15 protein-coding genes are annotated in these 19497 nt (G+C 32.9%); 10 read left to right on the top strand and 5 right to left on the bottom strand.

The genetic code is table 11. The annotated features are described in order from the left end of the window. Nucleotides 1-7: 7 nt before the first annotated feature. The gene (locus LIX58_RS11695; protein WP_154838295.1) at nucleotides 8-640 is read right to left on the bottom strand and encodes a GNAT family N-acetyltransferase; all 633 of its coding nucleotides are present in this window, start codon (nucleotides 638-640) and stop codon (nucleotides 8-10) included. Between the two features lie 163 nt (nucleotides 641-803). Here LIX58_RS11695 and acsA point away from each other — a divergent pair, with 163 nt between their 5' ends. Together acsA and LIX58_RS11685 are read left to right on the top strand one after the other, a co-directional pair. Then, a complete protein-coding gene (gene acsA, locus LIX58_RS11690; protein ID WP_154838267.1) occupies nucleotides 804-2513 on the top strand; it encodes an acetate--CoA ligase in 1710 nt (569 codons plus the stop codon). A gap of 286 nt (nucleotides 2514-2799) precedes the next feature. Next, nucleotides 2800-4467, top strand: a complete 1668-nt coding sequence (locus LIX58_RS11685) for a formate--tetrahydrofolate ligase (protein WP_126567120.1) — start codon at nucleotides 2800-2802, stop codon at nucleotides 4465-4467. Nucleotides 4468-4558: 91 nt separating this feature from the next. Here the strand turns inward: LIX58_RS11685 and LIX58_RS11680 are convergent, their stop codons facing one another. Next, the gene (locus tag LIX58_RS11680) at nucleotides 4559-5488 is read right to left on the bottom strand and encodes a transglycosylase domain-containing protein (protein WP_226386346.1); all 930 of its coding nucleotides are present in this window, start codon (nucleotides 5486-5488) and stop codon (nucleotides 4559-4561) included. Between the two features lie 420 nt (nucleotides 5489-5908). Between LIX58_RS11680 and tyrS the strand changes: the two genes are divergently transcribed. The 3 genes from tyrS to LIX58_RS11665 all read left to right on the top strand — a co-directional run bounded on the left by tyrS (nucleotide 5909) and on the right by LIX58_RS11665 (nucleotide 9288). After that, nucleotides 5909-7171, top strand: a complete 1263-nt coding sequence (tyrS, locus tag LIX58_RS11675) for a tyrosine--tRNA ligase (protein ID WP_154838265.1) — start codon at nucleotides 5909-5911, stop codon at nucleotides 7169-7171. Between the two features lie 121 nt (nucleotides 7172-7292). Next, entirely contained in the window at nucleotides 7293-7763 is a 471-nt protein-coding gene (locus LIX58_RS11670; protein WP_154838264.1) for a MarR family winged helix-turn-helix transcriptional regulator, read from the top strand. 115 nt (nucleotides 7764-7878) lie between these two features. Beyond that, nucleotides 7879-9288 carry an MDR family MFS transporter gene (locus LIX58_RS11665; RefSeq protein WP_154838263.1) on the top strand — a complete coding sequence of 470 codons (1410 nt, stop codon included), beginning with the start codon at nucleotides 7879-7881 and terminating at the stop codon, nucleotides 9286-9288. 70 nt (nucleotides 9289-9358) lie between these two features. Here the strand turns inward: LIX58_RS11665 and LIX58_RS11660 are convergent, their stop codons facing one another. After that, a complete protein-coding gene (locus LIX58_RS11660; protein ID WP_226386345.1) occupies nucleotides 9359-10621 on the bottom strand; it encodes a S1C family serine protease in 1263 nt (420 codons plus the stop codon). Between the two features lie 165 nt (nucleotides 10622-10786). On the opposite strand from LIX58_RS11660, the gene LIX58_RS11655 reads away from it, so the two are divergent. The 5 genes from LIX58_RS11655 (at nucleotide 10787) to LIX58_RS11635 (ending at nucleotide 16660) form a co-directional block, all read left to right on the top strand. After that, on the top strand, nucleotides 10787-11413 hold the full coding sequence (locus tag LIX58_RS11655) for a lysophospholipid acyltransferase family protein (protein WP_126567114.1): 627 nt from the start codon (nucleotides 10787-10789) through the stop codon (nucleotides 11411-11413). Between the two features lie 116 nt (nucleotides 11414-11529). After that, complete coding sequence (locus tag LIX58_RS11650; RefSeq protein WP_226386344.1) at nucleotides 11530-13155, top strand: hypothetical protein; 1626 nt, start codon at nucleotides 11530-11532, stop codon at nucleotides 13153-13155. Nucleotides 13156-13355: 200 nt separating this feature from the next. After that, entirely contained in the window at nucleotides 13356-13544 is a 189-nt protein-coding gene (locus LIX58_RS11645) for a hypothetical protein (RefSeq protein WP_154838260.1), read from the top strand. A gap of 310 nt (nucleotides 13545-13854) precedes the next feature. Further along, a complete protein-coding gene (nagE, locus tag LIX58_RS11640) occupies nucleotides 13855-15327 on the top strand; it encodes an N-acetylglucosamine-specific PTS transporter subunit IIBC (RefSeq protein ID WP_154838259.1) in 1473 nt (490 codons plus the stop codon). A gap of 208 nt (nucleotides 15328-15535) precedes the next feature. After that, nucleotides 15536-16660: an HAD family hydrolase gene (locus tag LIX58_RS11635; protein WP_226386343.1), complete on the top strand. Its 1125-nt coding sequence runs from the start codon at nucleotides 15536-15538 to the stop codon at nucleotides 16658-16660. A gap of 51 nt (nucleotides 16661-16711) precedes the next feature. On the opposite strand, the gene serA is transcribed toward LIX58_RS11635, so the two are convergent. Beyond that, complete coding sequence (gene serA / locus LIX58_RS11630; protein ID WP_226386342.1) at nucleotides 16712-18310, bottom strand: phosphoglycerate dehydrogenase; 1599 nt, start codon at nucleotides 18308-18310, stop codon at nucleotides 16712-16714. After that, entirely contained in the window at nucleotides 18300-19460 is a 1161-nt protein-coding gene (locus tag LIX58_RS11625) for a pyridoxal-phosphate-dependent aminotransferase family protein (RefSeq protein WP_154838256.1), read from the bottom strand. The genes serA and LIX58_RS11625 overlap by 11 nt, the downstream gene beginning before the upstream one ends. Nucleotides 19461-19497 lie beyond the last annotated feature (37 nt).

Here is a 19497-nt window from a genome sequence, read left to right as displayed (position 1 = left end):
TATCTTTTTAAAAGAGAAAGCGGTTTTTATACCTTAAATCATCAAACGCTTGTTGTTGGTCAAGAGATATTCTGTTACCTATTCTAGCCATTAAACAATTGGCAGGATGACTTGTAATTTCAGGATCATCTGTAGCAAAAACTTCTAAACCACCTTTAGCCATTAATTTTTGCATCATTTTCTTGTAATCGTAAACATTTAATTTGGCTTGAGCTAAATCCCAATGCCAGTAATATTCAGTGGTTAAAACAATGTAATCTTCAAACTCATCTTGCGAAAGACTTTGAGAAATGAGATCGCCACCAATGTGATATTGTCTATAATCTTTATGAACTTCAATGGCTCCTAATTCAATGAGATAAGGTAAGTTGCCTTCAGACCATCGCTCAAACTCATCGGGGTAGTGATAGGTTACATAGCCTATAATATGTTGATTTATTCTCGATATATAAATACGACCTTCAGGTAATTGTGTAATTTCTAGTAATGCTTCAAATTGGTCTTGTGGAGGGCGAAAGGCGTTTAAGGCTTCATCAAAAGTTAATTGTTTCAAATCGTCGTGTGCGATTGGACCTTCAATAACTATATTGAATTGATCAAATTTCATTTGTTTAGTGATGTATGTTTTTTTGTGTTTCAATTTATTCACATCCATTTCACCTAATGATTAATCATATTATATAATTTTTAGTTTAATAAACAACTTAAATTGTAATAATTATCTAAAAATTTTGAATAACACAAAAATTGAGGTATAATACTTTTTAAGAAAGCGTTTTCACTATAACAAGGGGGAGTTTATGATGAAAATAGAAGTTTATGAAGCACAGAAAGGTAATTATAACTTAAGAAATTACGAAGACACATATGCGAATTTTAACTGGGAGGAGGTAAAAAAAGCATTTTCATGGTATGAAACTGGGAAAATGAATATGGCTTATGAATGTATTGATCGTCATGTAGACGAAGGTAAGGGGGATAAAATTGCTTTAAATTATAGAGATGAACGCAGAAAAGAACAATATACATTTAAGCAATTGAAAACATTATCAAATCAAGCTGCAAATGTATTAGTTGAGAAAGCAAATGTACAAAAGGGTGATAGAGTATTTATTTTTATGCCTCGTACACCTGAACTTTATTTTGCTTTTTTAGGTATTTTAAAAATAGGTGCTATCGTTGGCCCATTGTTTGAAGCTTTTATGGAAAAAGCAGTAACAGATCGTCTTGAAAATAGTGAAGCTAAAGTAGTCATTACAACAAATAGTTTATTAGGCAGAATTCCTAAAGATAAATTGTCGCATCTTGAAACTATCATTGTTGTAGACGAAGATGTTGAAGAGGGCTATGTTGATTTTAATAAAGAACTTAAGCAAGCAAGTGAAGACTTTGACATCGAATGGTTACAAGAAGATGATGGCTTAATCTTGCATTATACTTCAGGTTCAACTGGACAACCTAAAGGAGTATTACATGTTCAAAAAGCAATGTTATTACATTATATTTCTGGTAAATATGTATTAGATTTACGAGACGATGATATTTACTGGTGCACAGCTGATCCAGGTTGGGTTACAGGTACGTCTTATGGGGTATTTGCGCCATGGCTAAACGGTGTGACGAATTGTATTGCCGGTGGAAGATTCTCGCCAGAACAGTGGTATAACATGATTGAAGAATTTAAAGTAACAATTTGGTATACTGCTCCAACTGCTTTAAGAATGTTAATGAGTGCAGGAGATGACATCGTTGAAAAATACAATCTATCATCACTACGTTCAATTTTATCAGTGGGTGAACCACTCAACCCTGAAGTAATTAAATGGTCTAAAGAAGTATACGATAAAAGAGTACTTGATACATGGTGGATGACAGAAACTGGAGGTCATATGATTGTCAATTATCCATCAATGAACGTTAAGCTAGGCTCAATGGGTAAACCGTTACCTGGTATTGAGGCAGCTATCATTGATGATTCTGGAAATGAATTGCCACCCAACCGTATGGGTAATTTAGCAATTAAAAAAGGTTGGCCATCAATGATGTATGCAATTTGGAAAAATCCTGAAAAGTATGACTCTTACTTTATTGGTTATTGGTATGTATCAGGAGATTCAGCTTATAAAGATGAGGATGGTTACTATTGGTTCCAAGGCCGTGTAGACGATGTCATTATGACAGCAGGGGAACGTGTCGGTCCATTTGAAGTTGAATCTAAATTAGTAGAACACGAAGCGGTAGCTGAAGCAGGGGTTATCGGTAAACCTGACCCAGTAAGAGGAGAAATTATTAAAGCATTTATTTCGTTAAGACAAGGATATGAGCCATCTGACGAGCTCAAAGAAGAAATTCGTAAATTTGTTAAAGAAGGTCTGTCAGGACATGCTGCACCGCGTGAAATTGAATTTAAAGATAAATTACCTAAAACACGTTCAGGTAAAATTATGAGACGTGTGCTCAAAGCATGGGAATTGAATTTAGATGCTGGTGACTTAAGTACGATGGAAGATTAATTTGTTTTTGAAAATGAGCGTCCACTTTAATAGTGGACGTCTTTTAATCATTTAAAACGACTATATTTTTATTATGTAAAATATATACATATTAAATCTTTATAAAAATTAAAAATTACCTAAACTTTCAGTTAAATTTTACACAAATGCTTGGAAACGCTAACAAAAATTCGACATCGCTTATATAGTTAGTTATTATTAATATGTAAGATTTAAAGAAACCTTCTATCAAGTAAAGGTCTTCTTACATAAAAATATTTTAATTATCATAAGGGGTTGAAATAAGTTGGCACATTTATCAGATTTAGATATTGCTAATCAATCAGAATTAAAACCTATTGGAGAAATTGCTAAAAAAGCAGGTATTCCTGAAGCTGCTTTAGAACAATATGGTCATTACAAAGCGAAGATTGATATCAATCAAATTAAACCTAAAGATAACAAAGGGAAAGTTGTATTAGTAACTGCAATGAGTCCTACTCCAGCAGGGGAAGGTAAATCAACAGTTACAGTAGGTTTATCTGATGCATTTAATGAGTTAAATAAAAACGTTATGGTTGCTTTACGTGAACCAGCGTTAGGACCAACTTTCGGTATTAAAGGTGGTGCCACTGGTGGTGGTTACGCACAAGTATTACCAATGGAAGACATTAACTTACACTTTAACGGGGACTTCCACGCAATTACAACAGCAAACAATGCTTTATCAGCATTCATCGATAACCACATCCATCAAGGTAACGATTTAGGTATCGACGTTCGTCGTATCGAATGGAAACGTGTTTTAGACATGAATGACCGTGCATTACGTAATGTGATAGTTGGTTTAGGTGGACCTACAAATGGTGTACCTCGTGAAGATGGCTTCAACATTACAGTTGCATCTGAAATCATGGCTATTTTATGTTTAGCTCGTAACATCAACGACTTAAAAGATAAAATTAGCCGTATTACAATTGGTTACACTCGCGAACGTAAACCAATCACTGTTGCAGATCTTAAAGTTGAAGGCGCTTTAGCAATGATTTTAAAAGACGCTATCAAACCAAACTTAGTACAAACTATCGAAGGTACACCTGCATTAGTACACGGTGGACCATTTGCTAACATCGCTCATGGTTGTAACTCAATCTTAGCTACAGAAACTGCACGTGACTTAGCTGATATCGTAGTTACAGAAGCAGGTTTCGGTTCAGACTTAGGTGCTGAAAAATTCATCGACATCAAAGCTCGTGAAGCAGGTTTCGAACCATCAGCAGTAGTATTAGTAGCAACAGTTCGTGCGCTTAAAATGCATGGCGGAGTAGCTAAAGACGACTTAAAAGAAGAAAATGTTGAAGCACTTAAAGCTGGTATTGTTAACTTAGAACGTCACGTTAACAACATCCGTAAATTCGGTGTAGAACCAGTTATCGCATTAAACGCATTTATCCACGATACTGAAGCTGAAACTGAAGCAGTAAAAGCTTGGGCTAAAGAAAACAACGTACGTATCGCTTTAACTGAAGTTTGGGAAAAAGGCGGTAAAGGTGGCGTAGACCTTGCTAACCAAGTACTTGAAGTAATTGAACAACCTAACGAATTCAAATTCTTATATGATTTAGATCAATCATTAGAAGAAAAAATTGAAACAATCGTTAAAGATATCTACGGTGGTTCTTCAGTTACATTTAGTAAAAAAGCTAAAAAACAATTAAAAGAATTCACTGATAATGGTTGGGGTAAATATCCAATCTGTATGGCTAAAACACAATACTCATTCAGTGACGACGCAACTGCATTAGGTGCGCCAACTGACTTTGATATTACAATCAGAGAATTAGAAGCTAAAACAGGTGCTGGCTTCATCGTTGCATTAACAGGTGCAATCATGACAATGCCTGGTTTACCTAAGAAACCAGCTGCATTAAACATGGACGTTACAGAAGACGGACATGCAGTAGGTTTATTCTAATTAGAACTTAATGATTAACAAAGAGTGGTAGAGATTATCTCTACTGCTCTTTTTCTTTTTTGAAAAAGCAGAACCCAGTACGCTAACAAACTTAAGCTGACGTTTGCTTTGTACTATGCAATTTAGGGTTAGTAAGTAAATGATGATAAATATTATACTTCTTAGCGTGCACATACTCTTCTTTGCTAATCACACCTTCAACTAACATTCTCTTTAATACATAATGTTGTCTTTGAATGCTAATTTCAACTTCATTTGGCGATTTTAAACTACCATCTTTATCATAAGGCGTATACATATAGGGACTTTGTAATAGGCCTACTAAATAAGCAGATTGCGCAATGTTTAGTTCAAAAGGTGGTACACCAAATAAACTATATGACGCTGAAGCAATGCCAGTAATGTTAGCCCCTTCATAATCACGACCGAAAGGAACAATATTTAAATATGTATAAATAATCTCATTTTTAGATAAGATTTTTTCCAAACGCATCGCTAATATGATTTCATTTGCTTTACGACTATAAGTTTTTTTATTAGTAAGCACTTGGTTTTTCACCAATTGTTGAGTAATCGTGCTTCCACCTGTACTTTGCTTTAAATTAAATACATCTTGTACCATAGCTCGTACTAATGCTTTAGGTAAAACACCCCTATGATTATAGAATAAAGTATCTTCAGATGAAGTTAATGCTTTGATAACATTTGGACTAACATGTGCAGGACCAACAATTAACGAGTTTTGAGAGCGATCATATTCTTGTAAAATATTTTTATTATCATGATTTAAAAGATCGTCACCAGCAAAGTGGAGTACTCTTTGTCTAAGTTCAGTATTACTTATTTGTGAGGCTTCATGTGTTAAGTGATGAAAATACAATACAGTACCAATAAAACCGATAACAGTGAATAATAAAGCAACACTAAAAAGTCCTACACAAATATGTTTTAACTTTTTGTAGGTTTTTTCAAAAGTATTTAATTTTTCACTTCTATATGCTTGAGTTAAACGTACTTTCATCTCGAACCTCCTAAAATTTAAATATAGTATACCACATTCATGAAGTTGACTTTTAAACATCTCTTACCTATAATTAAAAGCAATTCAATATATATTGGATAAGAGGAGAAGTAGTATTTTAGTAAGATTTCCAGAGAGTTAGTGGGTGCTGTGAACTAACACTTACTTTTGTATGAATACACCTTATTAAGAATTATCCTACGTTTTATTAATGAACGTATCATTAAGAGAGTGAACAGCTATGCTTGAATATCATTTATAAAGCTATTTGTGAGTGGTATTAAAGTATTGGTTTGTTTTAAGTATGGTGGTAACGTGCAATTAAGCGCCCTTACATTTTTTAATGTAGGGGCGCTTTTATTTATGAAAATGCTAAATCTTTATTCAATATTATAATTATATTTAGAGGAGGACGTCATCGTGACAAACGCATTAATTGAAGAATTACAGTGGAGAGGGTTAATTTACCAACAAACTGACGAACAAGGTATTGAAGAGCTTTTAAATAAAGAGCAAGTAACTTTATATTGTGGCGCAGACCCAACAGCAGATAGCTTACACATCGGTCATTTATTACCATTCATGACTTTACGCCGTTTCCAAGAACACGGCCACCGTCCAATTGTACTGATTGGTGGAGGTACAGGTATGATTGGCGACCCTTCTGGTAAATCAGAAGAACGTGTGTTACAAACAGAAGATCAAGTTGAAGTAAATGTTCAAGCTTTAAGTAAACAAATGCATAAATTATTTGAATTTGGCACTGAAAAAGGCGCAGTTTTAGTTAACAATAAAGATTGGTTAAGCCAAATCTCATTAATTAGCTTCTTACGTGATTATGGTAAACATGTAGGGGTTAACTATATGTTAGGTAAAGATTCAATTCAATCACGTTTAGAAAATGGTATTTCATACACTGAATTCACATACACTATTTTACAAGCGATTGACTTTGGTCATTTAAATCGTGAATTAAATTGTAAAATTCAAGTAGGTGGATCAGACCAATGGGGTAACATTACAAGTGGTATTGAATTAATGCGTCGTATGTATGGTCAAACGGAAGCATACGGTTTAACAATTCCATTAGTAACAAAATCTGACGGTAAAAAATTCGGTAAATCAGAATCTGGTGCGGTATGGTTAGATGCAGATAAAACAAGTCCTTACGAATTCTATCAATTCTGGATTAACCAATCAGATGAAGATGTAATCAAATTCTTAAAATATTTCACATTCTTAGATAAAGAAGAAATTGAACGTTTAGAACAATCAAGAGATGAAGCACCTCATTTACGTGAAGCTCAAAAAGCTTTAGCTGAAAATGTAACTAAATTTATCCACGGTCAAGAAGCTTTAGATGACGCGATTCGTATTTCTCAAGCATTATTTAGTGGTGATTTAAAATCACTATCTGGTAAAGAATTAAAAGAAGGTTTCAAAGATGTACCACAAGTTGAATTATCAGCTGATACTACAAACATTATTGAAGCATTAATTGAAACTGGTATTGCTTCGTCTAAACGTCAAGCACGAGAGGACGTTAATAATGGTGCAATTTATATTAATGGCGAAAGACAGCAATCTGTGGATTACGAATTAAGTAGTGAAGATAAAATTGATGATGAATTTACAATTATTCGTCGCGGTAAGAAAAAATACTTCATGGTAAATTATAAATAAATAATTAAAGTAAAGTCACATAGGAGATAAACACTTCTATGTGACTTTTTTATACTGAAATATAGGATACATGTAAGCTATAATGTGTATAATATTAATTTTCTAAAAAGAGTGATATAACATGCAAAAAAATAAAGAAGAAATCTTAATGAATAGCTTTAGAGATTTATTCAATAAAATAGGTTGGTTAAATAAAGATAAAATGGAAGCTGCATTAAAAGGCTATAAATCGAGTGAAGTTCATTGTATTGAAGCAATTAAAGAATATTCACAACCTAATGTGCGTTATCTAGCTGATACGTTATATATGACGCGAGGTGCCATTAGTAAACTTACAAAACGTTTACAACAAAAAGGTTTAATTGAAAACTATAGAAACCCAAACAATAAAAAAGAGATTTATTTTAAATTAACGCCTGAAGGTGAAGACGTTTATCAAATTCACGCAGAATTACATCAAGAATTTCAACAAAGAGATGAAAAAGTATTTGAAACTATGACTAATGAAGAATTTGAAAATATGATGGCTTTTATTCATCGATATAATCAGCATTTGGATGAAGAAATTATTAAACAAGATCGGAGACCATAAATTAGAAATTGTTAAAGCATGGTTAAGAAAAAATTTTATTCTCATATTGTTGACACGGAAACAAAAAGAGCGTATATTTTTGTTGATAAAGAAACAATATTAAAGGAGAGAATTCATGTCTAATCAAGGGACGAATCAAGTTTCCAAAGAGACAATGACTGCCGCATGGGCAATCGCTTTAGGCGCTATTGCGCCAATGCTTGATTCAACAATGATCAATATCGCAATTAAACAACTTAACCAAACTTTCAAGACTACCCTAGATACTGTACAGTGGGGGATTACGGGCTATACTTTAGCGTTAGCCATGATTATTCCTGTGGCAGGTTGGTTAATTAACCAATTTAATGGTAAGCATGTATTTATAGGCGCTTCATTACTATTTGGATTAACCTCTGTCTTAGCTGGTATAAGTTGGAATGTTGAAAGTTTCATTATATTCCGTATTATTCAAGGCTTGAGTGCTGGGGTCATCACCACATTGATGTTTACGTTGCTAATTAAAACGACAGGCCAAGGACATATTGGTAAAGTCATGGCTGTAGTGAGTACGCCGATGATATTTGGCCCAATTTTAGGACCAGTGCTTGGGGGATTCATCGTTCACTTTGCTTCTTGGCGTTGGATGTTCTTTATTAATATCGTCGTCGTTATTGTCGCCGTAACATTACAGATGAAATATTTACCAAACTTTAAGCCATTTAATAAAGCTAAATCCATGGATTTCATAGGTGTTTTTCTTTTAGCTTTAATCAGTTTAGTATTTATTTATGGTTTAACTAAAGCAGCAGATTATCACAGTTTCAGTAATTCTGTGACATTAATTTATGTCATTATAGGTGTAGTTTTATTAATAGGCTATTATTTCTATAATCGATATAAACATAATGACACTATTTTACCTTTATCTATTTTCAAAAGAAGAAATTATAGTGCTTCATTTATAGGATTATTTCTATCAAATATAGGAATTATGGGGCCGATGGTCATTATTCCGCTATATTTCCAAACATTCAAACACTATACGGCAATTGAAGCGGCTTTAGCTTTAATCCCGCAAGGTTTAGGTATGTTAATTACGCGTCCATATATAGGCAAAGCCATTGATAAATATGGGGCGAAATGGATCGTAATTATTAGTGTGATAATCGCTATGTTTGGCTCAGTACCGTTATTGTTTATCACACAACATACAAGCATTGTATGGCTTTCAATTATTTTATTTATCAGAGGTTGTAGCGTAGGTGGCATCAATCTTGGTATGACCACTGATGCATACATGGGTCTTAACGAAGATGAAATCGCTGAAGCAGGTGTTGGTATTAATATGATTGAAAATGTGGGTGCAAGCTTCGGTACTGCCTTCATTGCTACGACACTTGCAATGGTATTAAATCGTTTAGGTAATTCAATAACTGATAGTCTTACTGCTTATCATGCAGGTTTCTTAGTATCAGTAGTTACTTTACTTATCATTATTATTCCTGCGTTATTCTTAACACATAAGAATCAACCGGTTGCATAAAATAAAACACACATTTTGCTAATAATACATATATTGTATTATGCAAAATGTGTGTTTTTATATTTGATAATTATCTTATAAATTGACTATTATTTTCAGATTCTGAAGATGATGATTCAGATGCTGTTGATTTTTGACTTTTTAGCGTAACAGTCACTTCTTTTGATTTACCATCGCGAATAACTGTTAATTTAGCAGTTTCACCAGGTTTTTTATTTTGATATAAGTAAGTTCTTAAATCTGTATCTTCTTTAACTTCTTTATCATCAATTTTCGTGATAATATCTCCAACTTTCAAGTCACTACCATGGCTTACTTTAGCAACATAGATACCGTCATCACGATCAGTTTTTAATTCTTTTTTATAAGAATCAGGAATATCGCTTAAATTTAATAATCCAATACCAATAGAAGGGCGTTCAATTTTACCATTCTTTACGAGTTGTTCAATGGTAATTTTCACTTCATTACTAGGGATAGCAAATCCAATGCCTTCAACTTGTTCGGCAGCAATTTTCATTGAGTTAATACCAACTAAATTACCATTAACATCTACTAGCGCACCACCTGAGTTACCTGGGTTAATCGCCGCATCCGTTTGTAATACGTTAACTTTAGTACCTCCAGATGTTGTGTTAGATTCGATTGTACGTTCATTAGCAGAAATGATTCCTGAAGTTACTGAGTTAGCAAATTCTAGGCCAAGCGGGTTACCCATAGCAAATACGCTATCACCAGTTTGAACTTTAGAAGAGTTAGCGAATTTCATTGATTTAATACCGTCAACTTTATCAATTTTTAATACTGCAATATCAGAAACAGCATCTTTACCAATCAATTTCGCTTCTACTTGCTTACCGCTGTGTAGTTGAACTTTAATTTCTGAGGCCCCACTAATAACATGATTATTTGTTACGATGTAAGCTGAATTATTATTGATTTGATAAATAACACCAGAACCAACACCCGCTTCTTGTGCTTTCGTAGATTTACCTTGTAATAAATCATTTAAGCTTGTCGCCTTTTGCATATTAATGACACCAACAATAGATGGAGACACGTCCTTAATCATAACGTTGACTGATTTATATTTATCACTTTTACCATCAAGAACATTGCGACCTTTACTATTACTTACTTCTTGAACTTGACCACCATTGTCATTGAAGCCACTATTACCCATAAGCTTACTTACACCTAACACAAGTAATGCTCCTATAATACCTGCAATTAAAGCAACCAAGATAGTTTTAAACCATGGAAATTTCGGTTTTCTAGGTTGTGAATAATAATTTGGATTTTCCGAATAATTATCTTGATTATAATTTGACATATTAAACCTCCATTTTAAATTAGTCGATATGTCAATTATGCTTATTTTTTTGAAAATTTGCCAGTAAACTACTATCAGACTTTAGATGTATCTTTGTGAAATGTTGTTCAAAAATAAGTATAATGATAAAATCGTAAAGTGTATAAAAAAGAAGCAGGTGACAAAATGTATAAAATTATTAGTAGAATTTTAGATGTTTTCTTAGTGAAAATGGCTAAATCTTTATTTGTTTTAGGAAAAGAAAATATTCCAAAAGATAATAAATATGTCGTAACATGTACTCATGAAAGTTATAATGAAGTGATTATGTTAGGGATAGCACTTGTACCTAATGAAATTCATTATATGGCTAAGAAAGAATTATTCAGTAATAAATGGGGCGGTAAGTTTTTAACTTCATTAAATGCGTTTCCAGTAGACCGTGAAAATCCTGGTCCAAGTACGTTAAAACGCCCAGTTAATTTATTAAAAGAAAACAAAACAGTAGGAATCTTCCCAACAGGTCACCGTACTTCAGTAGAAGGTGCACCTTTAAAACGCGGTGCCTCAACAATCGCAATGTTAGGTAAAGCGCCAATTTTACCAGCTGCATACGTGGGTCCTACAAAATTACATGGCTTAATTACAGGACAAGCATTAATTAAATTTGGGAAACCTATTTATCAATCAGATATTCCAAAAGACTTAAAACGAAATGAAAAAATCGACTTTTTAACTAAAGAAATTGAAAAACGTACTTCAGAGCTTCAAAAAGAATTACATCAAATTCAAGACAAATTAAAAGAAAAATAAGTTGATTACAGATAAAGATTGAGACGATTCATGTTCTCAATCTTTATTTTTGTGTCATAATATAATGATTAATAAGTGCATATTACATATAAATAAGAATGATGGGTGAATAGATATTGGATTATAGAAAAAGTATGGAAGCCAATGATCAATATATTAAAGATACATACGAAGATACAGCAATTTTTTATAAAACGGAATGTGATTTTTACTATAACTACAATGATTTTGGACAAAGTATTTATAGTTCATTTTATCTTGGACTGAATGAATTATTTATAGTTAATCTTACAAATCACTTAACATTACACATACCCTTTTCAAGAATTAAAGAGGTGAGCTTCGATGGTGAGGAAAGAGATAGGTGCTTAAGACTGCATTTTACAAATAATGATGAAGCAGTTACACATTTCTTAATCTTCAAAACGTTAAATGAAGCGAAAGAAATTCAAGATATTTTAGAAAATAGTAGCCAATATGCAGGAACAATAGAAACATCAATTAATAGTGAAGGAAATCATCGTCTTGAATTACATCCATTTAATAGCCGCTCTATGGAGAAGGAAATTAACGGTAAGAAGGTGATGCATCTAGATGGATTGGCGCTAAATCATCCTAATGCATATAAACATACTGAAGAAGAAATTGCGCCATTATATGAAAATAGAGACGTTTTAAAAATTATTCTAAAACCAAGCAAATCTAAAAATTTCCAAAAAGTGATTGGTTTGATGCAACAGTTAGCATCTTTTAAACAAACAGAGGGTCAATTTAGCATAGAAGTATGTGATGATATGGAGTATCTCGAACATAAATTAATTATCGAAGAAATTATTAATTTAATAAAAAATTGGAAAGACAAAGAAGTATATATAGAAGGTCAATTAGTTACAAAAATATTAACTGAATTCAAAACGTTTCAACATAATATGAATAATAAAATGAAATGGTTTCTCAATTATAGCCATAACCTAAAAATAGATTTTTCTATTAATGAAAATGTAGACGCATATATTACTTACTATCCTATGAATTACAATACTATCTTTTTCGCATTTAGAGAGAACTTTAAAACAGTACCTTTTATGTGTAGTTGCACCCAAACTGCTATTGCTAAATTAATCAATAAGAAAGAAGACATAAGAAAATATCTACATCCAGTAGTAAATGCACATTTAGAGAATCAAGAAATCACAATGAGTGATATTAATTTTAAAGATAATATTTGTTTCAGATGTAATCAAACTACGCCTAGGTACACATTCGATAAGTTTGGTAGTCGTTTTAGAGAAAAGTATGGTTGGTATTTTAAACAAATTGAAATAGAAGAAGACTTGAAAAATAATTACTATTTTAAACAATCTGAGAATATATTACGCCAAGAATATGGTGTCGCAAAAATAGGAGAAAAGTGGACTTCTGAGACGACTATGTTCAAAATCGTTGAAGATATTTTCCATGAATATCAATGTAAACGCCATTTCCGTCCCAATTGGCTACAAGGATTAGAGATTGATATTTATATACCAAAATTAAAATTAGGATTTGAATATAACGGAATTAAACATTACGAAGCGCTAGAACATTGGGGCGGCGAAACACAACTCTTAAAACAACAACGCTACGATCAAATTAAACAAGATTTATGCGAAGAAAATGACGTTAAATTAATTACTATTAAATATGATGAACCACTTTCTAAAGAGTTTATATTAAGTAAAATACCGAGTGAGTATTTATAAAAAAAATTTAAAAACACATTATTATGAGATTGAATGTTAAAGTAGTGATTAATGCAGTGACATTTAAATATTAGAGTCGGACACTTAAGAAATATATTACGTATCAAAATATTAATAAGTTACTATAATTCTATAATGAAGTTTGTTGAATAGCAGTTAAGGTTTAACTAAATTGAACATTTAATGATAGGTGATAAAACATGAACCCGTTTATTAATGTGATTTTTGCAGTGTTAGTAACGAACATTGTATTACTTACTATTAAACAATTGAGAACTAAGAACATTATAAAGGGGATTGGATTAGAATTAACTGTAAGTATATTTTTAAGTGCCATCCTAATGTTGGTATTTTATTTAATATATATGTTGATTATGAGATGGAAATAACTTTTAAATATTTATTTCTTGATACATTCATTTCTAATATATTTCACACTTAACTTAAATATTGCGAACATAATTTAGGTTCAAGAGTTTTTTAATCTCAACTCAAAAGATGCTCCTAAATAAGCCTTTTATCTAACTTTATATTATTCATCATAATCAATTTATCTAAGTCCACAAATTTGATGATTTTTACTGAAAATACCATTACAAAACGCTTTCAAATATGATAAATTATTATAGGTGTATAACATACATAAATTTCAATTACTTTTTTAATTAAGAGTTAGTCATTTGGGAGGAAATATTATAGATGTTTAAGTTTTTTCAAAATTTAGGGCGATCGTTAATGCTACCCGTTGCTGTATTACCAGCTGGTGCAATAATTGTTGGAATTGGTAACTTGCTTAAAGCATTAGACGTCTTGCCAACTGTAGCGCTGTTCTTTTCAACGGTAGGGACAGCTATACTAGGCCAACTAGGGCTTATCTTTGCAATTGGTGTTGCGATTGGCATGGCTAAGAAAAATGACGGCGCAGTTGCCTTAGCAGGTGCTTTAGGCTACGCAATGGTGACTAAAGTGCTTAATCCAGAGAATGTAGCACTCATGTTTCACATTAATCAAAAAGCCGTTAATCTAGGTTTCACTAAAATGGATAATTCCAATGTATTTTTAGGAATGATTATCGGTTTAATTGCCGCATATTCATATAACAAATTTAGTGAAGTTGAATTACCTATGGCTTTATCATTCTTTAGTGGTAAACGTTTAGTACCAATTATGACTGTATTCTTCTGTACGATTTTAGCCGTTATTTTATTATTTGCATGGCCACTAGTATTCTCAGGAATTGTAGCATTTGGTAAATGGCTTGTAGGCTTTGGCTCATTTGGTGCTTTCTTGTATGGTTTCTTTAACCGTTTACTTATTCCAACAGGCCTTCATCATGCATTGAACGCAGTATTCTGGTTTGATACAGCGGGTATTAATGACATCGGTAAATTCCAAACTGGCCAAGGTGCAGTTAAAGGTTTAACAGGCCGTTATCAAGCGGGATTCTTCCCGATTATGATGTTTGGTATCCCAGCTGCAGCTTTAGCAATGTATCATAGTGCCGATACTAAACAACAGAAGCAAGTATGGGGTTGGTTCTTAGCCAGTGCTGTCTCAGCCTTCGTCGTAGGTGTTACTGAACCGATTGAATTCGCGTTCATGTTTGTAGCACCAGTATTATTTGTAATCCATGCATTCTTAACAGGCTTATCTTTATTTATCGCTTCGTTCTTCCACTGGACAGCAGGATTCTCATTTAGTGCAGGATTAATTGATTACGTTTTATCTTTAATCAACCCTGTAGCTAATCATCCATTAATGTTGTTAGTTCAAGGAGTTATTTTCTTTATTTTATATTATGTGATTTTCAGAGTGCTGATTCGCGTATTTAATTTAAATACCATTGGTAGAGGAAGTAATTTACTTGCAGACCCAACTGATGACGCGACTGATGATTCTAATGATCAAGCTGTTGCTTCTGGAAAAGGCAGATACTATAAAACTGCAAGTCAAATCCTAGAAGGCTTAGGTGGTAGTGAAAATATCGATACACTAACAAACTGCGCAACACGTTTACGAATGGAATTAAAAGACAATTCTATTATTGATGAACAAAAAATCAGAAATGCAGGCGCTGTAGGTGTAACAAAAAATGGTAAACACTCTACACAAGTCATTATTGGTACGCATGTTCAACAAGTAGCCGATGAAATTGAAAAACAAATGCATTAATTTTCAAGAATTAATTAAACAGACAATATATGTCTTAGTAGTCTGATAAGATAAAACCATATTGATAAATATATGTTGTTCAGATAACCGGTATGATATGTAATCATTTATATATCATGCTGGTTTCTTTTTTTAGTATATTGACTTTAATCATAGGTTAGTTATGATTAAAAGTATCAGAATATTTAAAATTAGGGGGAGCGGTGAAATGAAGTCAATATTATTTGATGTAGATGGGGTATTTTTAAGTGAGGAACGCTGTTTTGATGTTTCAGCGCTAACTGTAGAAGAATTGCTTAAGAGTGGAACTTTTCTTGGTTTAGATAAATCAATTAATTTTGAGAATATGAATGATGAACTGATTGAAGAAGTAAGAAATAGAGTGTTTCAAGATGATCACATTTTAAAACAATTAAAATCAATGGGTCTTAATTCCAATTGGGATATGTTATTTGTCGTGTTTAGTATTCATTTTATACATATATTAAAAGCGTTAGGTGCGCAAGTTGTTAATCCATTTTTACAACTAAAATCTATGTCTCAAGATGATCTACAGCATTTACAAACTTTCATTAACAAAGACATAGAAATTCAATATGAAGCGCCTCTATCTTTTATTAAAAATATTGAAAGTGGCAAGGCAAATGTATATGCAGCTTTAGAACACTATGCTCAATTGCAACTAAATTTAGATGATACCAGCATATTTAAACTTAAGGGTCCTCTATGGCAAATATCTAGAGAAGTTTATCAAAATTGGTATTTAGGCGGAAAGTTGTTCAAAGAAGTTGAAAATAAAACACCTATTAACAATCAAAAAGAAGGATTCATTTATGATGAAATTATTTTAAGACCTGTGGAGGAAGTCAAAACCTTATTACATGATTTACAAGAAGCGGGTTATCAATTAGCCATTGCAACAGGGCGTCCTAAAACAGAAACGATAGTACCATTTGAAGCACTTGGTCTTTTAAAATATTTCGATAAAAGTAACATTGTAACTGCTAGTGATGTGCTTGAAGCTGAAAGGGAATACCCACAATGTATTCCTTTAGGTAAACCTAATCCGTTTTGTTATATTGCAACCCTCAATGGTAACCATAAACCGGATTATAAAACGTATATCACTGAGCAAGAAAATATTGTTAATAAAGAAGAGGTATATATCGTGGGTGACTCTTTAGCAGATTTATTATGTGCGAAAAAAATAGATGCTACGTTCATAGGCACATTAACAGGCTTAAAAGGGAAAGAAGCTCGTGAAGAATTAGAGCAATATCATGCAGACTATATCGTGGATCACGTTGGAAAAATTCGTGATATTTTATTATAAGTTTAGCTCGTAGATGAATATTTATTTCATCTACGAGCTTTTATAATGTATTTATTTTACTGATAAAGTAGTACCATAAATTTTGTCGAAACCACCAGATTGATATAATTCATAGATGACCTCTTGAGTTACAGGTTGGTCAACTGAAAGTACCATCATCGCTTGTCCACCTTCGCTGTGACGTCCTAGAGACATTGATGCGATATTAATATCATGTTTACCTAATAATTGGCCTGTTAATCCAACCATACCAGGTTTATCTGCATGGTATGAAATGAATTGATAAGCGTTAGGTTTAAAATCAACTGAGAAATCATTAATACGTACAATACGTGGGCCAAAGCCTGAAATAACTGTCGCCCCGATTTTAACTTCTTCTTTATCTCCAATTAAGTGAACTTGGATATAGTTACTAAAGGTTCCTTGAGAAGCACGGTCTTCAATATGATGTGTTACGCCTTGTTCTTTTAATAAAGCCATAGCATTAATTAAGTTCACACGTTCACCTAAATCTTGTTGTAAAATACGAGTAACTATAGAACGAATAATTAAATCTGTTTCTTTTTTACTCACTTCTCCGTTGAAGGTAATCTTAACTTCTCTAGGCGCATCTTCTAATGATTGGATAGCCAATTCGCCAGACAATTCTCCAACTTCAATCCATTGTTGAGTCGCTTTATCAATATTATTTAAATTTAATCTTGGTGCATTAACTGCATTTGTAACGTTTCCGTTTTCTAAAATATCAATCATTTCATTTGCTACTGAGATTGCTACTTTTTCTTGAGCTTCTACAGTTGAAGCGCCTAAATGAGGTGTAACAATCACTTTATCATGATCTAATAAAGGTGAAGAGGTAGGAGGTTCGTGTTCGAACACATCTAAAGCTGCATGTGCAATTTGATTATTATCCAATGCGTTAAGTAAATCCTGCTCATCAATAATGCCACCTCTAGCTACATTAATAATTTGTAGTGAAGGTTTTGCTTTAGCAAAGAAATCCGCATTGATAATACCACGCGTTTTAGGTGTTAGAGGTGTATGTACAGTAACGAAATCCGCATTAGTAGCGATTTCATCTACTGTAGCTAATTGAATATCTAATTGTTGCGCTTTTTCTTCAGTTAAGTAGGGATCAAATGCTAAAACTTTCATGCCGAAGCTTTGAAGTCTTTTAGCTACACCTAATCCTATTCGTCCTGCACCGATGACACCTAAAGTTTTTTGATATAGTTCAACCCCTTTAAATGCTTTACGATTCCATTCTTTACTTTTCAAAGAGGCATGAGCTTGAGGAATATTACGCGCCATCGCTAAAATCATGGCCACGGAATGTTCAGTAGCTGAAATCGTATTTCCGTCAGGTGCGTTAACGACTAAAATTCCTCTCAATGTAGCTGCTTCAATGTCAATATTATCTACACCGACACCTGCACGAGCGATAACTTTTAACTGTTGGGCTTGATTGATGACTTCAGCAGTAACTTGTGTTTGACTACGCACGATTAAACCATCATATTGTGGGATGATATCAACTAATTGATCAGGTGTTAAATCTGTATTTATCTCAACTTCAAAATCAGGGTGAGAGAGTAAACTATGTAAACCTTCTTCAGAAATAGGGTCTGAAACTAAAATTTTATGCGTCATGTTGGATGACCTCCGTATATTTAGTAGTTGCTTTACCAATATAATTGACTTTGCGATAGTCTGTCAGAATAAGTTCTAATGCAGTTACTACAGATAAAATATCAAATGGAGACACTTTCCCCATATGACCAATGCGCAATATTTTACCTTTTAACTTTCCTTGTCCACCGGCAATAGTGATATTAAATTGAGATTTTAAAGTATTTTTAATGTGTTTAACTTCCGCTTCGTCTTTAGGTACGAAAGACGTAACAGTAGGAGAAGCATAAGCATCTTCCACTAATAAGCCTAAATCAAGTTTTTTCAATGCAGCTCTCAACGCATTTTTAATCGTGTTATGTCTTGCTATCGTATTATTAAATCCTTCTTTCTTAACTAAAGCTGCATAAGCATTAATAGCTCTAAATAGTCCTACATTCGGAGTGAAAGGTGTTGAATGTTGTTGAAGTGAATCAAAGTATTTATTTAAATTTAAATAGAATCGTGGGGTAGTAACGTCACTAAATCGTTGCTGAGCACGTTGATTATAAGCGACAAAAGCAAGTCCAGGAGGTAGCATTAGGGCTTTTTGACTGCCAGATACGAGGACATCAATAGCATCTCTTTCAAGATTTACATCAACTGCGCCAATGCAGCTTACGCCATCTACTACATAATAAATTTCACTATCAAACGCTTTGATAGCTTTCCCTAATTCTCCAACTGGATGAAGTACAGCAGTAGAAGTTTCGCAATATTGAGTAAAGACTGCAGTTATCTTGTGGTTAATTGAAGAAAGGAATTGAATAAATTCGTCGACATTGACTGCTTTACCCCATTCAACATTATAAATATGCACATTTTTATAATATGTTTCCGCAATTTGTTTAAAGCGATTGCCAAATGCACCAGAAACGATGACTACAAAATGGTCTTCTGGATTCACGATATTTAACATACTAGCTTCAAGCACACTTGTCCCGCTTGAAGTTAATATCATGACTTCATTTTGTGTACCAAAGATAGGTTTCAAATTATTAAAAGCTTCTTTAGCAATTGCTTCAAAATCTGGAGAACGGTGACCTACCATTGGTAAATTCATCGCGTGATTAATTTCTGGAGGGACTGGCGTTGGTCCTGGTGTAAGTAATAAAGGTTCATAATAATACATAGTTAAATTTCCTCCCACATGAATAAGATTTAATTAT

Source organism: Staphylococcus sp. Marseille-Q1834, assembly GCF_916858875.1.
Lineage (GTDB): Bacteria > Bacillota > Bacilli > Staphylococcales > Staphylococcaceae > Staphylococcus > Staphylococcus pragensis.
Note: the sequence above shows the minus strand (reverse complement) of the source record. Positions and strands in the feature narration are given on the sequence as shown.